The 21,437-nt window shown below is 62.3% G+C and carries 21 protein-coding genes and 1 other RNA gene; 8 read left to right on the forward strand and 14 right to left on the reverse strand.

What is annotated here, in order from left to right:
• Positions 1–3: 3 nt before the first annotated feature.
• An RNA gene (gene rnpB / locus B7G52_RS10180) (RNase P RNA component class A) lies at positions 4–331 on the reverse strand.
• Between the two features lie 123 nt (positions 332–454).
• Between rnpB and B7G52_RS10185 the strand changes: the two genes are divergently transcribed.
• Both B7G52_RS10185 and B7G52_RS10190 read left to right on the forward strand, forming a co-directional pair.
• Positions 455–2,080, forward strand: coding sequence for an NAD(P)/FAD-dependent oxidoreductase (locus B7G52_RS10185; RefSeq protein WP_096697495.1), 1,626 nt, complete (start codon positions 455–457; stop codon positions 2,078–2,080).
• 162 nt (positions 2,081–2,242) lie between these two features.
• A complete protein-coding gene (locus B7G52_RS10190; RefSeq protein WP_096697496.1) occupies positions 2,243–3,604 on the forward strand; it encodes a Fic family protein in 1,362 nt (453 codons plus the stop codon).
• A gap of 53 nt (positions 3,605–3,657) precedes the next feature.
• Here B7G52_RS10190 and htpX read toward each other — a convergent pair whose 3' ends face one another.
• The 5 genes from htpX to B7G52_RS10215 form a co-directional block, all read right to left on the reverse strand.
• A complete protein-coding gene (gene htpX, locus B7G52_RS10195; RefSeq protein ID WP_096697497.1) occupies positions 3,658–4,542 on the reverse strand; it encodes a protease HtpX in 885 nt (294 codons plus the stop codon).
• 130 nt (positions 4,543–4,672) lie between these two features.
• Positions 4,673–5,422, reverse strand: coding sequence for a DUF3025 domain-containing protein (locus tag B7G52_RS10200; RefSeq protein ID WP_096697498.1), 750 nt, complete (start codon positions 5,420–5,422; stop codon positions 4,673–4,675).
• Complete coding sequence (locus B7G52_RS10205) at positions 5,419–6,198, reverse strand: NYN domain-containing protein (protein ID WP_096697499.1); 780 nt, start codon at positions 6,196–6,198, stop codon at positions 5,419–5,421. Before B7G52_RS10205 ends, B7G52_RS10200 begins: the two co-directional genes overlap by 4 nt.
• A complete protein-coding gene (gene pyrC / locus B7G52_RS10210; RefSeq protein ID WP_371329011.1) occupies positions 6,198–7,244 on the reverse strand; it encodes a dihydroorotase in 1,047 nt (348 codons plus the stop codon). The genes B7G52_RS10205 and pyrC overlap by 1 nt, the downstream gene beginning before the upstream one ends.
• A gap of 42 nt (positions 7,245–7,286) precedes the next feature.
• The gene (locus B7G52_RS10215; RefSeq protein ID WP_096697501.1) at positions 7,287–10,310 is read right to left on the reverse strand and encodes an AAA family ATPase; all 3,024 of its coding nucleotides are present in this window, start codon (positions 10,308–10,310) and stop codon (positions 7,287–7,289) included.
• Positions 10,311–10,517: 207 nt separating this feature from the next.
• Here B7G52_RS10215 and B7G52_RS10220 point away from each other — a divergent pair, with 207 nt between their 5' ends.
• The 5 genes from B7G52_RS10220 (at position 10,518) to B7G52_RS10240 (ending at position 13,429) form a co-directional block, all read left to right on the forward strand.
• Positions 10,518–10,880 carry a group 1 truncated hemoglobin gene (locus B7G52_RS10220; RefSeq protein ID WP_096697502.1) on the forward strand — a complete coding sequence of 121 codons (363 nt, stop codon included), beginning with the start codon at positions 10,518–10,520 and terminating at the stop codon, positions 10,878–10,880.
• Between the two features lie 118 nt (positions 10,881–10,998).
• On the forward strand, positions 10,999–11,490 hold the full coding sequence (locus B7G52_RS10225; protein ID WP_096697503.1) for a cupin domain-containing protein: 492 nt from the start codon (positions 10,999–11,001) through the stop codon (positions 11,488–11,490).
• 85 nt (positions 11,491–11,575) lie between these two features.
• Complete coding sequence (locus tag B7G52_RS10230; RefSeq protein ID WP_096697504.1) at positions 11,576–11,908, forward strand: group 1 truncated hemoglobin; 333 nt, start codon at positions 11,576–11,578, stop codon at positions 11,906–11,908.
• A gap of 195 nt (positions 11,909–12,103) precedes the next feature.
• Positions 12,104–12,577 carry a cupin domain-containing protein gene (locus B7G52_RS10235; RefSeq protein ID WP_170954736.1) on the forward strand — a complete coding sequence of 158 codons (474 nt, stop codon included), beginning with the start codon at positions 12,104–12,106 and terminating at the stop codon, positions 12,575–12,577.
• A 24-nt stretch (positions 12,578–12,601) separates the two neighbouring features.
• Positions 12,602–13,429, forward strand: a complete 828-nt coding sequence (locus B7G52_RS10240) for a class I SAM-dependent methyltransferase (protein WP_096697505.1) — start codon at positions 12,602–12,604, stop codon at positions 13,427–13,429.
• Between the two features lie 87 nt (positions 13,430–13,516).
• Here B7G52_RS10240 and B7G52_RS10245 read toward each other — a convergent pair whose 3' ends face one another.
• From B7G52_RS10245 to B7G52_RS10280, 8 genes are all read right to left on the reverse strand, one after another.
• Positions 13,517–14,254 (reverse strand): amino acid ABC transporter ATP-binding protein, encoded by a 738-nt coding sequence (locus B7G52_RS10245; RefSeq protein ID WP_096697506.1) that lies wholly within the window; start codon positions 14,252–14,254, stop codon positions 13,517–13,519.
• Between the two features lie 33 nt (positions 14,255–14,287).
• Entirely contained in the window at positions 14,288–14,974 is a 687-nt protein-coding gene (locus tag B7G52_RS10250) for an amino acid ABC transporter permease (protein WP_096664294.1), read from the reverse strand.
• Between the two features lies 1 nt (position 14,975).
• Positions 14,976–15,698, reverse strand: coding sequence for an amino acid ABC transporter permease (locus B7G52_RS10255; RefSeq protein ID WP_096697507.1), 723 nt, complete (start codon positions 15,696–15,698; stop codon positions 14,976–14,978).
• A 134-nt stretch (positions 15,699–15,832) separates the two neighbouring features.
• Positions 15,833–16,732, reverse strand: coding sequence for an amino acid ABC transporter substrate-binding protein (locus tag B7G52_RS10260; RefSeq protein ID WP_096697508.1), 900 nt, complete (start codon positions 16,730–16,732; stop codon positions 15,833–15,835).
• 408 nt (positions 16,733–17,140) lie between these two features.
• Complete coding sequence (locus B7G52_RS10265; RefSeq protein ID WP_096697509.1) at positions 17,141–18,094, reverse strand: LysR family transcriptional regulator; 954 nt, start codon at positions 18,092–18,094, stop codon at positions 17,141–17,143.
• 306 nt (positions 18,095–18,400) lie between these two features.
• A complete protein-coding gene (locus tag B7G52_RS10270; RefSeq protein ID WP_096697510.1) occupies positions 18,401–18,709 on the reverse strand; it encodes a type II toxin-antitoxin system RelE/ParE family toxin in 309 nt (102 codons plus the stop codon).
• Positions 18,706–18,975 carry a CopG family ribbon-helix-helix protein gene (locus tag B7G52_RS10275; RefSeq protein ID WP_096697511.1) on the reverse strand — a complete coding sequence of 90 codons (270 nt, stop codon included), beginning with the start codon at positions 18,973–18,975 and terminating at the stop codon, positions 18,706–18,708. Before B7G52_RS10275 ends, B7G52_RS10270 begins: the two co-directional genes overlap by 4 nt.
• Before the next feature lie 93 nt (positions 18,976–19,068).
• A complete protein-coding gene (locus B7G52_RS10280) occupies positions 19,069–20,916 on the reverse strand; it encodes an ABC transporter ATP-binding protein/permease (protein WP_096697512.1) in 1,848 nt (615 codons plus the stop codon).
• A 48-nt stretch (positions 20,917–20,964) separates the two neighbouring features.
• Here B7G52_RS10280 and B7G52_RS10285 point away from each other — a divergent pair, with 48 nt between their 5' ends.
• Complete coding sequence (locus B7G52_RS10285) at positions 20,965–21,405, forward strand: acyl-CoA thioesterase (protein ID WP_096697513.1); 441 nt, start codon at positions 20,965–20,967, stop codon at positions 21,403–21,405.
• Positions 21,406–21,437 lie beyond the last annotated feature (32 nt).

Consider the following 21,437-nt stretch of genomic DNA (forward strand, 5'->3'; position numbering starts at 1 on the left):
AAAGTGTGAAGCCCGCCGATAGGCCGGATTTTGTGCGGAACGGTTTCCTTGCGGTCGCCGCCCCGTGACTGCCATTAATCTGGGCCGTCTGTCGCCAGACGGCTCGGTGCTACCTACCCGCACACTCCGGGGGCCCCGTCAACGTGTGCCTACTTGGTATTGCTGCGCGTAGAGATTGCTCGTTTCACCCGGACTTAACCGGCTCGTCTCTGTAGCTCTGATCCTCACCTCACGGTGGACAGCTGTTAGCTGCTACGCTGCCCTATGCAGTCCGGACCTTCCTCCAGTGCGGTGTTTCCACCCTTGCACCAGCGGCAGTCTGGCGTGCTTCACCCTCCTATTATCCCGGCAATCCGGTTGCTACTGTTTTAATAGCTGAGTGCGCCCATCCCATATAGGCCAAGGGCTTAAAATACTTCATAGATCCGAAATACAGATCCACGAGGTAACCCCCATGATCCGCCTGACCGAACTCAAGCTGCCGCTTGACCACCCCGAAGACGCGCTGCCGGCGCTGATTGTCAAGACACTGGGCATCCAGCCTGCCGAGCTGCTGCGCCACAGCATCTACAAACGCAGCTACGACGCGCGCAAACAGAAGCTGCTGCTGGTCTACATCGCCGACGTGGAACTCGCCAGCCCCGAACTGGAGCAAACACTGCTCAGGCAGTTTGAAGCCAACCCCCACATCCGCCCCGCCCCCGACCAGAGCTACCACCTGGTGGCCCAGGTGGACAGCGCACCGGCCGTGCGTCCCGTCGTCGTCGGCTTCGGCCCCTGCGGCATTTTTGCGGCGCTGCTGCTGGCGCAGATGGGTTTCAAGCCCATCGTGCTGGAGCGCGGCAAAAAGGTGCGGGAACGCACCAAGGACACCTGGGGCCTGTGGCGCAAGGGCGTGCTGAACCCGGAATCGAATGTGCAGTTCGGCGAGGGGGGCGCCGGGACGTTTTCCGACGGCAAGCTCTGGAGCCAGATCAAGGACCCGCGTTTCCTCGGCCGCAAGGTCATGCTGGAGTTCGTCAAGGCCGGCGCGCCCGAAGAGATCCTGCTGGTGAGTAAACCGCACATCGGCACCTTCAAGCTGGTCAAGGTGGTGGAACACATGCGCGAGCAGATCACGGCGCTGGGCGGCGAGATCCGCTTCCAGCAGCGCGTCAGCGATATGCTGATCGAGGGCGGCCAGATGCGCGGGCTGACCGTGCAGAACCTGCAGGACAGCAGCAGCTACGAGTTGCGCGCCGACCACGTGGTGCTGGCGCTGGGCCACAGCGCACGCGACACCTTTGCGATGCTGCATGAACGCGGCGTCTACATGGAAGCCAAGCCGTTCTCGGTGGGTTTCCGCATCGAACACCCGCAGGGCCTGATCGACCGCGCGCGGCTCGGCCAGCACGCCGGCCACCCGCTGCTGGGTGCGGCCGACTACAAGCTGGTGCACCACGCGGCCAACGGACGCTCGGTCTACAGCTTCTGCATGTGCCCGGGCGGCACCGTGGTCGCGGCCACCTCGGAGGTGGGTCGCGTCGTGACCAACGGCATGAGCCAGTACTCGCGCAACGAACGCAACGCCAACGCCGGCATCGTGGTCGGCATCACCCCGGCCGACTACCCGGGCGGGCCGCTGGCCGGCATCGCCTTCCAGCGCCAGCTCGAGTCACACGCCTTCATGCTGGGTGGCGGCGGCTACGTGGCGCCGGGCCAGCTGGTCGGCGACTTTGTGGCGGGCCAGGCCTCGACCCAGCTCGGCAGCGTGGAGCCCTCGTACAAGCCTGGCGTGCTGATGACCGATCTGGCCAGTGCCCTGCCCGGCTACGCCATCACGGCCATGCGCGAGGCGCTGCCGGCCTTCGGCAAGAAGATCAAGGGCTTCGACATGCACGACGCGGTGCTGACCGGCGTCGAAACCCGCACCTCGTCACCGCTGCGCATCACGCGCGGCGACGATTTCCAGAGCCTGAATGTCAGGGGCTTGTACCCGGCCGGCGAAGGCGCCAGTTATGCGGGCGGCATTTTGTCGGCGGGCGTGGACGGCATCGAGGTGGCCGAAGCGGTGGCGCTCAACATGTTGTCACACCAATGAAGAGCTGTACAACTTGCGCGGTACAACTTTCTCTTTCTCTTTGTAAGCTGGGCGACTTCCGAACGGCACTCATAGCGGAAAGCAATCCGATCAAAAATATCAGCTCATTTTGAGCTAATATCGGGTATCGGCTCAATTGAGCCAGTCACCGAGCTGATACGAGTGAATCAACAAGCGACTCAACAGCGGATTCTGAGTGCCATTCGCGCGCGTGCAGCGGGCGCGCCAGCGGTCAGTTCCAGCGAACTGGCAACACTGACGGGTATCAGCCTGGCAACGCTGAAGCGACATCTGGAGCAGTTGGTCCGCGAGCAACGACTGACGCGTGCCGGAAAAGCCCGAGCCACCCGATACAGCCTGCCCAACGATGCCATCGCAGACCTCCAGAACGTGGCACATGCCCACAGCTGGATGGGGGCAACCGTCTCTCCGCCCTGGTCCGAACCCGCGCGGGCGCTCCTGGATACGTTACTAAGCCCGCTGGCAGCACGCAATCCGGTCACCTACCAGCGCAAATTCGTGGATGACTACGCGCCCAACGTGTCGTCACTGCTGCCTCCGAATTTAGCCCAAGCGCTGTACAACGAAGGTCGGATGCAGGGGCAGCAGGCAGCCGGCACCTATGCGCGCAAGGTACTTGAGCCGTTACTCATTGACCTGTCCTGGTCCTCCTCGCGCCTGGAGGGAAACACCTACAGCTTGCTGGCGACCGAGCAATTGTTTGAAAAGGGCGTGCATGACGGCAGCCGCGACGCCGTCATGCTACTCAACCACAAGCGCGCCATCGAATTCATGGTGGACGCCGTCCCCCAGTATGGTTTGACCGGCCCTGTCATTTCCAACCTGCATTCCTTGCTGATGCAGGACCTGCTGGATAGCGCCGATGCACTCGGCGCCATCCGAACCAAGGTCGTCAACATCAGCAACACTGTGTACGTGCCGACCCAGGTGCCATCCCTGTTGGCCGAAATGTTGAACACCATCGTCGAGCGTGCCCGGCTCATCAAGAACCCCGCAGAAGCTGCGTTTTTTCTATGGATCAATCTCGCCTACCTGCAACCATTTGAAGATGGCAACAAGCGCACGAGCCGGCTTGCGGCCAACATTCCTCTGATGTTGTATAACTGCGCGCCGCTGTCGTTCCTCGACGTTGACCCGCACGACTATGCGCTCGCCATGATCGGCGTATACGAGCTTCTGGATGTCTCTTTGGCTAGTGAGCTTTTTGCCTGGACTTACCGACGAGCTTTGAGGAAGTACGCCGTGATACTTGAATCGATGGGCGTGCCGGACCCGTTTCGCGTCAAACACCGCGAGCGACTCAATGAAGCCATTCAGGCCATCGTACGTGAAGGCCGGAGGGCCACCGTCGCGATGAGTTCGCTGGAGCCGGGCAATGATGCACAGCAATTTGCCGCGATGCTGGATGATGAACTGACCAAGCTCACGGTAAACAATTGCGCCCGCTACCGCCTGACCATGCGGGTCGTAGAAGACTGGATAGCCAGAGGGCGTCCCCGCTAACGCGCGCCGCCCTCACCCCTGCCCTCTCCCAAAAGGAGAGGGAGTGAAGCACTTCAAACCTGGCCGGGCTGGGCCGATTGCAGCGCGGCAATCCGCTCTTCAATCGGCGGGTGCGTGGCAAACAGCTTGCCAATGCTGCCGGTGATGCCCATGGCTTCCACCGCCTTGGGCAGCTGGCCGGGCACCATGCCGCCCAGGCGGGCCAGCGCGTTGATCATGGGCTGCTTGCGCCCCATCAGCTGCGCAGCACCGGCGTCGGCGCGGAACTCGCGGTGGCGCGAGAACCAGGCAACCACGATGGCGGCGGCAAAACCAAGCACGATGTCGAGCACGATGGTGCTGACGTAATAACCGATGCCGGGGCCGGAGTTGCTGTCGCTGCCCTTGCGCAGAAAGCTGTCCACCGCATAACCGATGACGCGGCTCAGGAACACCACAAAGGTGTTCATCACGCCCTGGATCAAGGTCATGGTGACCATGTCGCCGTTGGCCACGTGGGCGATTTCATGGCCGAGCACGGCTTCGATCTCTTCACGCGTCATGCCCTGCAGCAGGCCGGTGGAGACGGCGACCAGCGCCGAGTTCTTGAAAGCACCGGTGGCAAAGGCGTTGGGGGCGCCTTCGAAAATGCCCACCTCGGGCATGCCGATACCGGCCGTGGTCGCCAGCTTGCGCACCGTCTCCACGATCCAGGCTTCGTCGGCATTTTGCGGCTCGTTGATCACGCGCACGCCCGAACTCCATTTGGCCACGGGCTTGCTGATCAGCAGCGAAATGATCGCGCCGCCGAAGCCGATGACCGCAGCGAAGCCCAGCAGCATGCCCAGGTTCAGGCCCTGGGGCGTGAGGTAGCGGTTGACGCCCAGCAGGCTGGCGACAATGCCCAGCACCACTACAACGGCGAGGTTGGTCATGACAAATAAAAAAATACGCTTCATGGATGCTCCGTAGAGGTCGGTTAAAACAAGTGCTGCAACACCAGAGCTTGCTGCAGGCAAATGGGGAGGGTTCAGCCCAAATCAAGCCAGGGAGGTTGACCGTGACGCAGGATTTTTTACTTGGTGTTGTTTACCGGCGCGGGCGGAATACGAAAGAGTCATCATAAAAGGAAAAGTTCTCGTTTTCCGGCCACCAGCCCGGCACGCCGAGCACCGGCAAGGGCAGGAAGGGCTTGGCAGCGAGCTTGTCCGCGCTCAGGTCGGTCGCCACCCAGGCATCCAGATCCGCTATTGAATTCATAGCTGGTTGCGCCCGGTAGATATGGGCTGTGATCGGTTTTCGTGGATAAACCAGTTTTTCCAGCAAGGCATGGCCAAACAGCACCAGCTGCGCCTGCTGCCAGAGCGGGCGCAAGTCGACAAACAGGCGCTGCCAGTCCCGCCCGGCCAGCGCATCCCACAGCGGGGACGGTGCCGACAGGAAAGCCGCGTTTTCGTCGAACACCGTCAACGCGTCACGCACCGGCCCGCGCAGCGGTGCCACACCGGCTGCGGCGATTTCTGCCGCCTGCAGCTGGTTGAGTTTCTTCTTGGTCAGCGGAAAACGCATCCAGCACAGCCCGTTGAAAAAGTCGTGCAGGTTGTCGCGCGTCGGAACGGTGCCGGTGTCAAAAATGAACTGCTCGTAGGCCGCACCCGCCGGCAAGGCGCCCTGCGGCACAAAGCGCCGCGGCGCGGCCGGCTCGCGGTTCAGGGCTTCATGACACAGCCCACCGGCTGCGATGGCCTGCGCCACGCGCTCACCGGGTTCGCGCCAGGGGGCCAGCCAGGAGCGATTCCAGTCCACCGGCCAGGCCGCGGCTGGCGCGTCAGCGCTCATCCGTTCCTGGCAGCCGGACGGGACAGCCTCTTGTCGCGCACCATGACCGTGGACTTGCCTTCGTCGACGATGTCAAACAGCTGCGTGGCCACCAGCAGCTTGGTCAGCGTGGCGTAGCCGTAGTTGCGGTGGTCGAACGAGGCCTGGTTGGCGATCTGCGTGCCGACAGCACCGACGCGTGCCCAGCCGGAGTCGTCGGCGGCGGCCTGCACGGCATTGCGCAGCAGCATGACCAGCTTGGCGTCCTGCTTGAGCTGCGCCGGTGTGGCGCGCAGCGGCGCGGCGGTGGCCGCTGCGTCTGCCTCTTCGCGGCTGTCGGCCGGGGTATCGGCCGCGGCGATGGGGCGCAGCTTGTCAAGGTAGAGAAAACGCGAGCAGGCGTTGACAAAAGGTTCTGGCGTTTTCTGCGCGCCGAAGCCATAAACCGCCGCACCCTTGGCGCGCAGGTGCATCACCAGCGGGGTGAAGTCGGCGTCGGACGAGACAATGCCGAAAGCGTCGGGCCGGTCGGTGTACAGCAGCTCCAGCGCGTCGATCACCATCGCCATGTCACTGGCGTTTTTGCCCTTGGTGTAATCGAACTGCTGCATGGGACGGATCGCGTGTTCGTGCAGCGCTTCTTCCCAGCCCTTGAGTTCGCTTTTTTTCCAGTTGCCGTAGGCGCGGCGGATATTGGTCTCGCCGAAGGTCGACAGTTCGTTGAGGATCAGGTCGATCTTGGAGGCCGGCGAATTGTCGGCATCAATCAGCAGCGCAACGCGCGGTTTGCTTTCCATCAGGGGCTCCCATTGCCAACCAGTTTCCAGGCCAGTGACTCGCCCGAGCGCAGCGGCTTGAGTTCGGCCTCGCCAAAGGCGTAACTCTCCGGTGGCGTCCAGCTTTCTTTTTTGAGCGTGATGGTGTCCTGGTTGCGCGGCAGACCGTAGAAGTCGGCTCCGTTGAAGCTGGCAAAGGCTTCCAGCTTGTCCATGGCGCCCACGGCATCAAAGGCTTCGGCGTACAGCTCCATGGCCGCGTGGGCGGTGTAACAGCCGGCGCAGCCGGTGGCATGTTCCTTCAGGTGCGCCGGGTGCGGCGCGCTGTCGGTGCCAAGAAAGAAACGGGGGTTGCCGCCGGTGGCCGCTTCGACCAGGGCAACGCGATGGGTCTCGCGCTTGAGCACCGGCAGGCAGTAATAATGCGGCCGGATGCCGCCGGTGAAAATCGCGTTGCGGTTGTACAGCAAATGGTGGGCCGTCACGGTGGCCGCGGTGAAACGGCCGGCGTCGCGCACATAATGCGCGGCTTCCTTCGTCGTGATGTGCTCGAACACGATCTTCAGCTCGGGGAAATCGCGGCGCAACGGGATCAGCTGGGTGTCGATGAACACCGCCTCGCGGTCGAACAGGTCGATCTCGGGCGACGTCACTTCGCCATGCACCAGCAGCAACAGGCCTTCGCGCTGCATGGCTTCCAGCGTCTTGTAGGTCTTGCGCAGGTCGGTCACGCCGGCGTCGCTGTTGGTGGTGGCGCCGGCCGGGTAGAGCTTGAGCGCGACCACACCGGCGTCCCGGGCGCGTTTGATTTCGTCGGGCGGCAGGTTGTCGGTCAAATACAGCGTCATCAGCGGCTCGAAGGCCACGCCCGCCGGCACGGCGGCCTGGATGCGCTCGCGGTAGGCCATCGCCTGCGCGGCCGTGGTGACCGGCGGACGCAGGTTGGGCATGATGATGGCGCGGCCAAACTGCGCGGCCGTGTGCGGCACCACGGTGCGCAGGGCGTCGCCGTCGCGCACGTGCAGATGCCAGTCATCGGGGCGGGTGATGGTGATCTTGGAAGTCATGGGCAGCATTGTCCCAGAGGTCGGCCCGGGGTCAAAAACGGCTCATTGAAGCGCCATCAAATTGAAAGTCAGCCCCGAGCCCTGCAAACTCAGGGCAATTCGGGCGGCAATCTCATCCGCACAGGCTCGATGATGGTCTTCAGCCCCCGCGTCGCCAAGTGCTGCAGCTACCCGGGCGAGCTCCCTGTGGCATTTCCACGCAAACGGGATTTGCCCGATGCCTTTGGACTCCCCCAAGGCCTCGACCAAATCCTTGCGCGCGGCTTCGTACGCCTTGCCGGCGAGCCATGCCCGCCCGAGCAAACAGTGCGCCCGACCGATCAACTCCCGCATGTTGCCGCGGGAAGCCAGCGCCAGAAGCTCCCCGGCGTGCTTGATGCCCTCTTGCGCGTCGCCCTCGACCAGGGCCAGCTCGGCGAGCGCCTCCAGGCAGCGCAGTGTGAGCCAGCCTTCGTTATGCTCTTGCGCGTACTGCCGGGCCGCTTGCAGCGTCGCTCGATCACCCGGAACACCGAGCCGCAATTGTGCAATCACCAGATTGGCTTGCAGCCTCGGCAGCCAGTACCTGATTCCGGCATCGCGCGCGAGCCGCAGGCCCCGGTCAAAATGCTCCGCAGCCTCTTCAGGCAGATTCAGATCGAGCAACAGGCAGCCCAGCGCGTCATGCGCCATCATCTGGTAGCGCACCAGCCCCAGTGTCTCCAGGCGGGGCAGCGCTTCATTCAAATCTGCCCAGGCTTCCGCAAACCTGCCAAGCGCTACCCGCACATGGGAGCGCCCGATCAGTGTCGGGCCCAGATGCCACTGCAGGTCGGCGGCTCGCGCGATGGCGAGCGCGGCATCGAAGCTCGACAAGGCGCGCGGGTAGTCGGCCAGCCCCATGTGACCGGTGCAGGCCCAGCCGATCATCATCAGGTTTTCCGACTCATAACTCTTGTCGCCGATGCCGCGTGCCAGGCCGAGGGAGCGCGAGAAAGAGACGATGGCCGCGGCCGGTTCGGCGTTGGCGAAATGCGCTTCCCCGCGGCCATGAAACGCCTGCACGGCGACCAGGTCCGTCAGCGCCAGGCGCTCGCAGATCTCCACCGCTTGCTGGTGATGGGTCATCGCCAGATCGTTGCGGCCATTGCTCCAGGCCACAGTCCCCAGGTGATACAAGGTGTCGGCCACATGCCGCTCGTCCTCTGTGGCGCGCGAGGCCGTGAGCGCTTCGTCGAGGCAGGCGACGGCCTGCTCGTAAGCGTCGGCGCGCCGGTACGCCATGCCGAGCTGAATCAACACATCGCGCGCATGCTCGTGCTCGCCAAGCGCGCGCGCCGCATCGATCACCCGCTGAAAGTCGGCCACCGCCCCCTCGATCTGGCCGGCCTGCGCCCGCGCCACCCCGCGCCGCTCGTACAGCGCCAGTTGCTGCGCCTGCGTGGCCGCCTCCGGATGCGCCTGGAACAAGGCAACGGCCCGGTCAAACCACTGCAGCGCTTCGCGCATCGCAAACAGTTTCTGCGAACGATCGGCGGCCAGGCCCAGATAAAGCAGCGCCTTGGGCCAGACCTTGCCGCGCTCATAGTGCTCGGCAAGGTGGGCATCGCGCTCGTGCGCCTCGCTTTCAGCATGCTGCTCCAGCAGCTCCGCCACGACCCGGTGCAGCAAAACGCGCCGGGCCATGCCGATATCCCGGTACACCACTTCCCGCACCTTGTCGTGGCTGAAATCGTAGAACCCGTCCTGATCCTCGCGCAAAAGCCGGCGCTTCACCAGCGACTCCATGGTGTACAGAAAGCGCTCCTCGGGCGCCCGGGTCAGCGCGAGCAGGGTCTCGAAGTCGAAGCGACGACCGAGCACCGCCGCGACGTCGAGCAGCGGCCGGTCTTCATGCGGCACGCGGGCCAGACGCGCGCGCACCGAATCACGCAGGGCGTCCGGCAGCGGCAGGCTGAGCGCATCGCTGACCGCGCATCCGCCTTCGCCCAGCGAGTGCAGGATCGACCACAGGAAGAACGGATTGCCGTCCGTTTCCCGGTGCAGCCGGACGGCAAGATCGGGCGCCCCCAGTTTCGGGTCGTTCAGCTTCCGGAGCAAGGCTTCCGTATCGCCGGGCCCGAGCCGCGCCAGCGCCATGTGCCGCGCATGCGGTTCACGGCGCAGGCTATCAACCAGGCTGGCGAGGCGTTCGCTGTTGTCGAGCTCCTCGTCCCGGTAGGCACAGGCCAGGAGCACCGGCCGGCTCGCGATCTGGCGCGCGAAAAAATGCAGGAATTGCAGACTGGCGTCGTCGGCCCATTGAATGTTGTCGATGATGAGCATCAACTGCCGGTTTTGCGCCAGCGCGTCAAAGAGCTGGACCAGCGCATGAAACAGGCGCGCCTGCCGCGCCTCGGGAAAATCCGCCGACAGGGGCGGCAGGTCGGCCAGGCGCGCGGCCATGGCCGGCACCAGTGCGGCGATCTCGGCCAGCAGGATAGGCGCGATCATGCGCAGCCTGGCCTCGGGCGCGGCCTGGCAAGCCTGCGCAGCGAGATCGATAACCGGCTGATAGGCTATCGAACGCTCGATTTCGTAGCAATTTGTTACCAGCGTTGGCAGATTGCGCGCCTGCGCATAACCCGCCACTTCCAGCATCAGCCGGGTCTTGCCGATGCCAGCCTCTCCCTGGAGGAGCACCACGTGACCGCTGCCCGTCGTGAGCCGGGCGATCAAACCGACGAACTGCCCGTACTCGTTGCTGCGTCCGACGAAGGGGAACTTGTCCTCGTCTCCATGCGCGAGCCTGTCGCTCGCGGCGGCGGCACTCGTGGCTTCGAGAGGCAGCGCATCGAGCTGCATGCGGTCGGTCGGTTGCAAGGCGCGCGCGGCTGCCAGAAACGCCGTTCGTTCCTGCGCGGGAATAGCGAGATGTTCGGCCAGGCGTTGCGCCAGCCCCCTCGACGGCCGGCGTTCCTCGGCTTCGATCTTCTTGATGGCGGCCTGAGAGCAACTGACTTTTTGCGCAAGCGCGCCCTGGGTCAGGTCGAGCGCCTTGCGTCGCCGCCGCAGCCAGTATCCAAAAGAATTGCTTCGTTCGTCCATGTCCGGTGCCTGTCCTCGTTGCCCGTATCGGCGTATCTTATTCCTGCGATCTGCATCTGTCCCCCTTTTTGTCTCCCCGTTTGTCCATGTCGTGGTGACCCCGCGCCGGGATCAATGGGGTGCAATGCCTTTGCGTATTCCGGAATCACGAATGCGCGTGATCACGGTGAGATCAACGTAGAACCCAAGCATTAAAAGGAGGTTTTTATGACTGCAACACTTTACCAACGACTGGGCGGGGCTAAAGGCATGACGCGGCTTGTAGATGATGTGGTTGCCGCGCATTTGAGCAACCCCATCGTCAAGACCCGGTTCGAGAACGTCAAGGACCTGGATCATCTCAAGCAGATGGCGTGCGAGTTTTTCAGCGCCGGCTCCGGCGGCCCCGAAGCCTACACGGGCAAGGACATGCTCGCCACACACAAAGGCATGAACATCAGCGAACAGGAGTACCTGGCCGTGACGGATGACATCGTTGGGGCGATGAACAAAAACGGCATCGAAGAGGATGCCAAGAAGGATGTCATCGCGATCCTTTACTCACTCAAGGACCAGATCATCCGCGTCTAGAAATGCGCCCAATCCCACGCCGGGCACGGACGCACCGCAAGCGGCGTGCCGATTCGCTGGTCATTCCGTTGGGCGGCAATGCCGCTGCTCATCACTTTCAACCAGAAGGAAAATCACTATGTCTCACCAAACCATGATGGGCCGCTCATTACAGGCGGCATGGCGTTGTTTGCTGTTGTTCTTGTTTGGCCTGGGCGGTTCGTTGGCTCACGCACAGGCACCTGCTCAAGAGCAGGCACTGACGCGGACTGCCCGAGATGCACAGCTTAAGTGGGGTCCCTGCCCGCCGTTCTTGCCTAAAGGATGCGGCATTGCCGTTCTTCACGGCGATCCTGCAAAAGACAATGTCGACGTGTTCCTGAAAGTGCCAGGGAAGTCGACCCTCCCACTCCATTGGCATTCTTCGGCAGAGCGCATGGTTCTTGTAGCAGGTGAGCTTCATGTCACCTATGACAGCCAGAAGACGGCCGTTCTAAAACCGGGGACTTATGCGTACGGTCCCGCTAAACGACCCCACAAGGGCTTCTGCGCAAGCGCCGTCCCATGCGTCCTCTTCATTGCCTTTGAGTCGCCGTTGGACGCAGTGCCGATTGAGGGAACAGAAAAATAGCGGTGGCCCTTTAACAGTTGGATATGGCCGCTACAACACCATGTCTGTCATTACGCAGACTTGTAACCATCAAAAGGAATTCCCTATGACAGTTGCACTTCACCAACGACTGGGCGGGGCTGAAGGCATCGCACGGCTCGTGGACGACGTCATTGCCGCACACTTGGCCAACCCCCTCGTCAAGACCCGATTCGAGAAAATCAAGGATATGGCACATACCAAGCAGTTGGTGCGCGAGTTTCTGACTGCTGGCTTGGGCAGTCCCCCAACCTACACCGGCAAGGGCATGCTCGGCGCACACAAGAGCGCGAACGTCAGTGAGCAGGAGTTCCTGGCGGCGATAGATGACATCGTTGGAGCGATGAACAAGAATGGCATAGACGAGGATTCGAAGCAAGACATCCTCGCCATTCTCTAATCGCTCAAGGACCAGATCATCCGCGTGTAAAAAGCGGTGGGATGAGGGTTCGAAAACGGCATCCAGGCCTGACTCCGAGCTGCACCCTGCCGTCGCTTTCTGGCGACCCTGCATCAATGCCGTCGCGGTGAGATGTGCCCTTGGGATCCATCCGCGACAACCTTCAATCCCCCTTCCATGAACAGGAGAAAAAACATGACTCAAAGATTCGAATCCCGTCGTTACGCAGCCGCTGCGATATTGGCATTTGCGGCGCCGTTGAGCTGGGCGCAGGCCAGCCATCCCATGATGGGCGATCCCGACAAGCTGAACTGGGCGGCGGTGCCGTCCCTGCCCAAGGGAGCGCAGATTGCGGTGCTCGAGGGGCCGATGAGCGAAGCCGTTCCGTTCACGGTGCGGCTCAAGTTCCCCGCCAATTACCGGATCCCCCCGCACTGGCACCCGGCGGTGGAGCGCGTCACGGTGCTCTCGGGAACCTTCAACATGGGTACCGGCGACAGCTTTGACAGCAGCAAAACGCAGGCGCTCAATGCCGGCGGCATTGCGATCATGCCCGCCCAGAGCCGCCACTTCGCATGGACCGCAAGCGAAACCGTGGTGCAGTTGCACGGCACCGGTCCCTGGGGCATCACCTACGTCAACCCCGCTGACGACCCCAGGGCGAAATAAACCCCTCACCCAAGGAGCACACACATGGAAACCGTATCCCCACCACCGGTCGCCGATCTGGCGGCGGTCAAGCTCAAGCAAAAGGCGGCCTGGTCTGCCGGCGACTACGCCGTGGTTGGAACGACACTGCAGATCGTCGGTGAGAACCTGTGCGAAGCGCTCGATTTGCGCGCCGGCGAGCGCGTGCTCGATGTCGCCGCCGGCAATGGCAACGCCACGCTGGCGGCGGCACGGCGCTGGTGCGACGTTGTCTCGACCGACTATGTGGGCGCCTTGCTCGAACGGGGTCAGGCGCGGGCAAGCGCCGAGGGCCTGGACATACGGTTCGAGGAAGCCGACGCCGAGAATCTGCCTTACGCGGACGCATCGTTTGATGTCGTGCTGTCCACGTTCGGCGTGATGTTCACGCCCAACCAGGAACAGGCAGCGAGTGAGCTCGCCCGCGTGTGCAAGCCGGGCGGCAAGATCGGCCTGGCGAACTGGACGCCGTCCGGCTTCATCGGCCAGTTGTTCAAGGTGATCGGCCGTTACATCCCGCCACCCGCTGGCGTCAAGCCTCCATCGCTGTGGGGCACCGAAGAACGCCTGCGCGAGCTGTTTGGCGAGCGCATCGCCAAGCTCGAAGCAGTGCGCCAGAATTTTGTGTTTCGCTACCGCACGCCGCAGCATTGGCTGGAGACGTTTCGCACCTACTACGGGCCGATGAACAAGGCGTTCGGCGCGGTGAACGCCGCCCAGCAGGAGTCGTTAGCCGCGGATCTGATCCAGCTCGTGCAACAGTTCAACCGCGCAACCGACGGAGCGATGCTCGTACCGAGCGAGTACCTTGAAGTGGTGATCAGGAGGCGATGACTCCGGGCTCTCTGACGGGGCGGAAACGGATAGAAAACTCAAGCGCCTCAGTCAGAAAATCGCAGCCTGAGTCAGCAGGACCGCACTTCAGTGCTGCAGGATCTTGTTGAGGAAGTCGCGCGTGCGCTCCTGGCGGTTTTCGGGGTGGCTGAAGAATTCGTCTTTCGAGCAGTCCTCGAGGATCTTGCCACCCACGTCCATGAAAATCACGCGGCTGCCGACCTTGCGGGCAAAACCCATTTCGTGCGTGACCACCATCATGGTCATGCCTTCGACGGCCAGGCCCATCATGCAATCGAGCACCTCGCCGACCATTTCGGGGTCGAGCGCCGAGGTCGGCTCGTCGAACAGCATGGCGATCGGGTCCATGCTCAGCGCACGGGCAATCGCCACGCGCTGCTGCTGGCCGCCCGAGAGCTGACCGGGGAATTTGTCCTTGTGCGCCATCAGCCCCACGCGGTCCAGGTATTTCAGGCCATGGGTTTTGGCCTGATCCTGGGTGCGGCCCAGCACCTTGATCTGGGCCAGGGTCAGGTTTTCCGTCACGCTCAGGTGCGGAAACAGCTCGAAATTCTGGAACACCATGCCGACGCGCGAGCGCAGCTTGGGCAGGTCGGTCTTGGGATCGTGCACGGCCTGGCCGTCAACGTAGATCTCGCCCTTCTGGAAAGGCTCGAGCGCATTGATGGTCTTGATCAGCGTCGATTTGCCCGAGCCGGACGGGCCGCAGACCACGACCACCTCGCCCTTCTTGATGCTGGTGCTGCAGTTGTTGAGCACCTGCACGGCGCCATACCATTTGGAAACTTCTTTGAGTTCGATCATCTTGGTTCTCCGGGAAGCGGGTGCGATGGGTTGTTAGCGAATGATGGCGATCTTGTTTTGCAGCTTCTTGACGACATACGACAAGCCAAAGCAGATCACGAAATAAACCACGGCGGCCAGCAGGTAGGCTTCTTCAGGCCGGCCGTAAATCTTGCCGGCGGTTGTCAGGCCCTTGAGCAGGTCATAGGCGCCAATGGCGTAGACCAGCGAGGTGTCCTGGAACAGGATGATGGTCTGCGTCAGCAGGATGGGCACCATGTTGCGGAAAGCCTGCGGCAGCACGATCAGGCGCATGTTCTGCGCATAGGTCATGCCCAGCGCGCGACCGGCGTTGACCTGGCCGCGCGAAATCGACTGGATGCCGGCGCGCATGATCTCGCTGAAATAGGCTGCCTCGAAGGCAATGAAGGTGATGATCGCTGAAATCTCGGAGCGGTTGTTGGCGCCGCCGGGAATCATGTCGAAAAAAGCGGCAGGCATCAGCAGGTAAAACCACAGGATCACCATGACCAGCGGCACCGAACGCATGCCGTTGACGTAGAAAGTGGCGGGCAAGGTCAGGGCCTTGATGCCGGACAGGCGCATGAGCGCCAGCACAGTGCCCAGCAGGATGCCGCCTATGGTCGCAATCACCGTCAGCTCCACGCTGAAAATGAAACCCTTGATGACGAACTTGGAAATGATGTCCCAGTTCAGGAAGCTCATGTCGAGACCCAGCATGTCAGTGCCCCCCACCGGTGCTGCCGGCCACGATGTAGCCCGGAATCTGGACTTTTTTCTCAACAAAAGCCATGACGCGATTGACAGCGAAGGCGGATACGGCATAGAGCACGGTGACGGCTAGGTAGACCTCCACGCCGCGCGAGGTTTCTTCCTGGGCCTGCATCGCAAACATGGTCAGCTCGGCAATAGAGACCGCAAAGGCGACAGAAGAGTTCTTGAGCAGGTTCATCGACTCGCTGGTCAGCGGCGGGATGATGATGCGCAGCGCCATCGGCAGGATCACGTAGCGGTAGGTCTGGGCTGTCGTGAAACCCATGGCCATGCCGGCATAACGCTGGCCACGCGGCAGGGCCTGGACGCCGGCGCGGACCTGCTCGGCAATCCGTGCCGAGGTAAAAAAGCCCAGCGCAAACACGACCAGCAAAAAGCTCGGTACCTGCTGCATGAAAGGAAACATCTTGGGAACGACGAAATACCAGATGAAGATCTGCACCAGCAAAGGCACGTTGCGAAAGACCTCGACCCAGACATTGGCCAGCCGCACCAGCCAGGGGCTGTTGGGGAGCGTGCGCAGCGTGCCCATCAGGCCACCGGCCAGCATGGCCACCACCCAGGAACAGCCCGCCACCGCCAGGGTCCAGCCCCAGGCATCGAACATCCATTCCAGATACGTCCGGCCGCTGCCGTCGTCATTCAGAAAAACCTGCCAATCCCAATTCATGTTCTCTCCCGCCAGGAATTTTTTACTCTCTCAACCGGCAGCCCGCGCCGCATCGCGTACGCAAGGCTCCCAGTAAACAACAAACCCCGCCAGCAAGATCACAGACGGGGTTTGAGGTTCAGCTCAAGCCAGGATTATTTCTTGGCGTAGTCTTCCATCGGCTTGTCGTTGGGGGTGGCCCAGGCCGCCTTGGTGCTTTCGCTGACAGCCAGGCCGACGCGGCTGTTCTTCGGGGGGATAGGCTGCATGAACCATTTGTCCCAGAGCTTGTTGATTTCGCCGGTCTTGATCAGGCCCTTGATGGTGTCTTCGCCGATTTTCTTCAGGGCGGCATCGTCCTTGCGAACCATGATGGCAATGGGCTCGACACTCAGGACCTCGCCGACGATCTTGAAATCAGCCGGGTTCTTGGCAGTGGCAATGTTGCCGGCCAGGATGGAGCCGTCCATGACAAAGGCGTCGGCACGGCCGGACTCGAGCAGCAGGAAGCTGTCGGAGTGGTCCTTGCCGAACACTTCCTTGAAGTCAATGCCACTGGCGCGCTCGTTCTTGCGCAGCGTCTGCACGGACGTTGTACCGGTGGTGGTGGCCACGTTTTTGCCGTTGAGCTGGGCAATCGAGGTGATGCCGGAGTTGGCTTTCACGGCGATGCGGACTTCTTCCACAAAGGTCGTTGGCAGGAACGACACGTCCTTCTGGCGGGTGGCGTTGTTGGTGGTCGAGCCACACTCGATGTCCACCGTGCCGTTTTGCACCAGCGGAATGCGGTTCTGCGAGGTCACTGGCAGGTATTTGATCTCGAGCTTGCGGCCCACGGCCTTTTCAAGGTTGGCGATCACGCGCTGGCAGATTTCAACGTGGTAACCGGCGTACTTGCCATCACCCAGGGTATAGGACAGGGCGCCCGAGGAATCGCGAACACCCATGGTCACCACGCCGGAAGCCTTGACTTTGGCGACGGTGTCGCTGGCCTGGGCAAATGCGCCGCTGGATGCAAGCAATGCGATGGTTAGAGCGGCTAGTTTGAGTTTCATGGAGAGTTTCCTTCGGGTTAAATGAAAAGGTTGATGAATGCCATTCTAAGGAGGGGGTCCCGGGGCGAACCCCAAGGTTTACCCCAGCCTTGGAAACAGCATCGAGAGGACGGGACAGTTCCGGAAAGGGGTCAACACACACGAAGCTGGCAACACCGGGGAAGCGTCAGAAAGGTTGAAAGCCGTCAGCGAATCAAACAAGAGAAAGTCCCCAAGATAGTGCGTGCGTTGATTCGATGGAACCGGGATGACCTGACAAAGCAGTCTTTGTGCCAACCCGTCACCTGCCTTCACAGGGCTCTCTGGAGTCACGCCAACGCCTTGGCAGAACGTGACGAACTGTAAATTTACGTTCTGTGAAAAGCCAATGCTGTTTGCGTGCAGCATTATGCATATTATTTATAAGCACTAAGGGTTGCTACCAAGCCGTGTTTTGCTGGACGGCCTGGGCTGGGCCTGGCTTTCCAGGTAATGCCACAGCGCTTGCGCCGGGCTTTTGGCCGTGGCCTTGCCGGCCGGCCGCTCGCGGTAGACGCGCAGGTCCATGGTCATTTCCAGACCCTCGCCGGCACTGACCAGCTTTTTGGCCCGCAGCTCCTTCTTGACGGCGCTGAAGGGCAAAAATGCAATGCCGTGGCCTTCCAGCGCCATGGCCTTGAGGCCCTCCGCCATGTCGGTCTCGTAGACCCGGTCCAGGTGGATGGCGGTGCTTGACTGCTTGAGAATCAGGTCCACCATGCGACCCAGGTAAGCCCCGGAGGCATAACCCAGGTAAGGCAGGGGCTGGCCGGCCCGGCCCGGCAAGCGGAACAGGGGCGTGCCGTCGGCCTCGGCTTTCACGAAAGGTGCCAGCACTTCCTGCCCCAGGCTGATCATCTCGTAACGGTCGGCATCCAGCTGGAAAGGCTGCGAGTCGTGGTAGTAGGCAATCAGCAGGTCGCAGCTGCCCTCGACCAGGCGCAGCACCGCGTCATGCACGTTGAGGGCAATCAGCCGGCTCTTGATGGGGCCGAACTTTTCGCGCAGGCTGCTGACCCAGGCCGGAAAGAAGGTGAAGGCCAGCGAATGCGGCACGGCGAATTCGATGACGTCATGCGCGGCCGAGTTGTGGCCGCGCAGCATGGCGCGCGTCGACTGCAGACCCTGCAGCATCTCCAGCGACTGGCTGTACAGCGTTTCGCCGGCAGGGGTCAGGCGGGTCGGGTAGGAGCTGCGGTCCACCAGGTCGGTACCCGCCCAGGCTTCGAGCGCCTGGATGCGGCGTGAAAACGCCGGTTGCGTCACGTGACGCAGCGTGGCCGAGCGGCTGAAGCTCCGGGTTTCAGCGAGACTGACGAAATCTTCCAGCCATTTGGTTTCCATGATTTCAATTATGCGATCAGGAGCGTGCACTGCAGCTACGGGGCATCCCACATGGCTGGTGTTTACCCCGCTCACCAGCCTTAGCGCTTAAGGCGAATGGCACTTACTTAAGCCAAAAAGGCTGTCATCCCGGCCTTGAGCCGGGATCCATGCCACCTGTTCCACCGCACAGGCCCGCGAGGCATGGATTGCGGGTCAAGCCCGCAATGACAACTTCAGGCGTCATCCACGTTTCCGCTTGTCATCCCGGCTCAACGCCGGGGACAGGTTTCTCGGTATTCGCGCCTTAAGTAAGTGCCATTCCGCTTAAGGCCGCGTCCCTTTTCCGCGGTAATCCCGTTCCCGCTGGCTGCGCACAGCCAGCACGCGCACCGTATCGGTGGGCGGGTCATAACGGTAGAGCGCCAGATACCCGCTGGCGCCGGTAGAAATGATCAGTTCACGTTGACCAAAAGCAGCAGGCCTGCCGATCTGCGGACTGGTTTGAAGCACGTCAATGGCAGAGATGATCGCCTGAATGCGCAGGGAGGCATATTCGGGCGCATGTTCAAAGAGAAAGTCGAAGATGCGGTCGAAATCCTCACGCACCTGGGGTGCGAGGACGATGCGGCTCACAGTCGCCGCTTGGGTTTGGGGGCATCAGCCAGCCGGCGCTGCAGCCAGTCGCGCATCTCATGCCAGTCAACGCCGGGCTCACCGGCCTGCAATGCCACATCACGCTGCCGGGCCTCTTCTTGCATGGCGAGCTTCCACTCGGCTTCATCCACTTTTTCCGTCAGCGCCTGCACCATGAAGCTGTGCGGCGTCTGGTCGGTGGCCCCCGCCAGGCGCACGATGCGCTCACGCAGGGATTCATCGAGACGAAGCGTAGCGGTGGACATGGTCAGCTCCTGTTGTGACACAAATGTATCACAAAACGCACCGGAAGGCCATCCGTTCGCCGTACCCTGCGAACGGGCCGGCCAAGCAAGGACTCACTCGGAACTCTGCTGCAGCGCCCACATCGACGCATACCGTCCGCCCACGGCCAGCAAGGCGGCATGGGTGCCACGCTCGATGATCTGACCGGCCTCCATGACCAGGATCTCGTGCGCGTCCACCACCGTGGACAGCCGGTGGGCCACCACCAGCGTGGTCTTGTTTTCGGCAATGCTGCGCAGCTCGGCCTGGATGGCGCGTTCATTGGCCGAGTCCAGCGCCGAGGTGGCTTCGTCAAAAATCATGATGGGCGGGTTTTTCAGCAAGGTACGGGCAATCGCCACGCGCTGCTTCTCGCCGCCCGAGAGTTTCAGGCCGCGCTCGCCGACCATGGTGGCGTAGCCCGCCGGCGTCGAGCTGATGAAGTCGTGGATACGCGCGGCACGCGCCGCCTCTTCCACCTCGGCGCGGCTGGCGCCGGGCTGGCCGTAGGCAATGTTGTATTCCACCGTGTCGTTGAACAGCACCGTGTCCTGCGGCACGATGCCGATGGCCTGGCGCAGGCTGGACTGCGTCACCTCGCGGATGTCCTGGCCGGCGATGGTGATGCGGCCCCCAGCCACCGAAGGGCTGCCCGGAATGCCCACGTCGTAAAAGCGAAACAGCAGGCGCGCCAGGGTGGACTTGCCGGCGCCCGACGAACCGACCACGGCCACCGTCTTGCCCGGCGGTATCACGAAGCTGATGTTGTGCAGGATGGGCCGCGATGGCTCGTAGGAAAAACTGACGTTTTCAAAACGCACTTCCGGCGAAGCCTGCAGGACGAGGGCCGGCGCGCCGGGCTGGTCGGCGATCTCGCGCTCGCGCTCCATCAGGTTGAACATCTTGGACAGGTCGGTCAGGCTTTGCTTGATCTCGCGGTAGAGCACGCCCAGGAAACCGAGCGGAATGTAGAGCTGGATCATGAAGGCGTTGACCATGACCAGGTCGCCCAGCGTCATGCGGCCGTCCACCACGCCCTGGGTCGCGCGCCAGAGCATGGCCACCAGGCCGGTGGCAATGATCAGCTGCTGGCCGGTGTTGAGCAGGCTCAGCGTGGTCTGGCTCTTGACGGCGGCACGGCGGTAACGCTTGAGGTTTTCGTCATAGCGCTGCGCCTCGAACTCCTCGTTGTTGAAGTACTTGACGGTTTCGTAGTTGAGCAGCGAGTCGATCGCACGGCTGTGTGCCGAGGAGTCGAGTTCGTTCATCTCCTTGCGGAACTTGGTGCGCCATTCGGTCACCGTCACGGTGAAGCTGATGTAGAACACCAGCGCAATGATGGTGATGCCGGCAAACCAGACGTCGAACTTGACCGCCAGCAGCGTCAGCACCAGCGTGACTTCGATCAGCGTCGGGATGATGCTGTACAGCGAATAGGAGATCAGCGAATGCACGCCGCGGGTGCCGCGTTCGATGTCGCGTGTCATGCCGCCGGTCTGGCGCTCAAGGTGAAAGCGCAGGCTCAGCGCATGCAGGTGGCGGAACACTTCCAGCGAAATGCGGCGCGCTGCGCCCTCGGTGGCCTTCGCAAACACCAGTTCGCGCAGCTCGGTGAACAGCGAGGTCGACAGCCGGAGCAGCCCGTAGCCCACCAGCAAGGCGGCCGGCACGATAAGGACGGCCTCCACCGCGCCGGGCTTGAAGCTCATGGCGTCGACCAGGTTTTTCAGCAGCAGCGGCACGCCGACGTTGGCGAGTTTGGCGCCCACCATGAACGCCAGCGCGGCCATCACGCGCCATTTGTAGTCCCAGAGGTAGGGAAACAGGCGCTGCAGGGTCGCCCAGTCGGAGCGGTTCAGTGCGGGTTGGGGCGGTGCGCCCGGGGCGGGCGGTGTTTCGGCGGCGGGGGCATAGGAGCGCATCGGAGACAATTGTCCTGTTGTTTCAATTTTTCAATACCGATTGTGCCTATGTCTACCGAAACCGGCCTTCCCCCCCACGCCCTGAACGTCCAGCTGCCTCTCGACAAGGAACTGGTGCTCAAGGTGATTCCGATGCCGGCGGACTGCAACGCCAACGGCGACATTTTTGGCGGCTGGGTCATGGCGCAGGTCGATCTGGCCGGCTCGGTGATCCCCGCGCGTTACGCCGGCGGCCGCATGGCCACCGTCGCGGTCAACGAGTTCATCTTCAAGCAGCCGGTGCGCGTTGGCGACATCCTGTCCTTCTACTCCGAGCTCACGCGCATAGGCCGCACCTCGATGACGGTCAAGGTCGAGGTGTATGCCGAACGTTTTGGCTCGCAGGGGCGCTACATCAAGGTGACCGAGGCCAGCGTGACCTATGTGGCGATCGACGATGCCGGCCAGCCGCGGCCGGTGCCGCCTTCGTCATTGCCGCGTCCGCTATAATTTTGATAGCTACCTCCGAGCACCAGATAAGG

The organism is Polaromonas sp. AER18D-145 (genome assembly GCF_002379095.1).
Classification (GTDB): Bacteria; Pseudomonadota; Gammaproteobacteria; order Burkholderiales; family Burkholderiaceae_C; genus Polaromonas.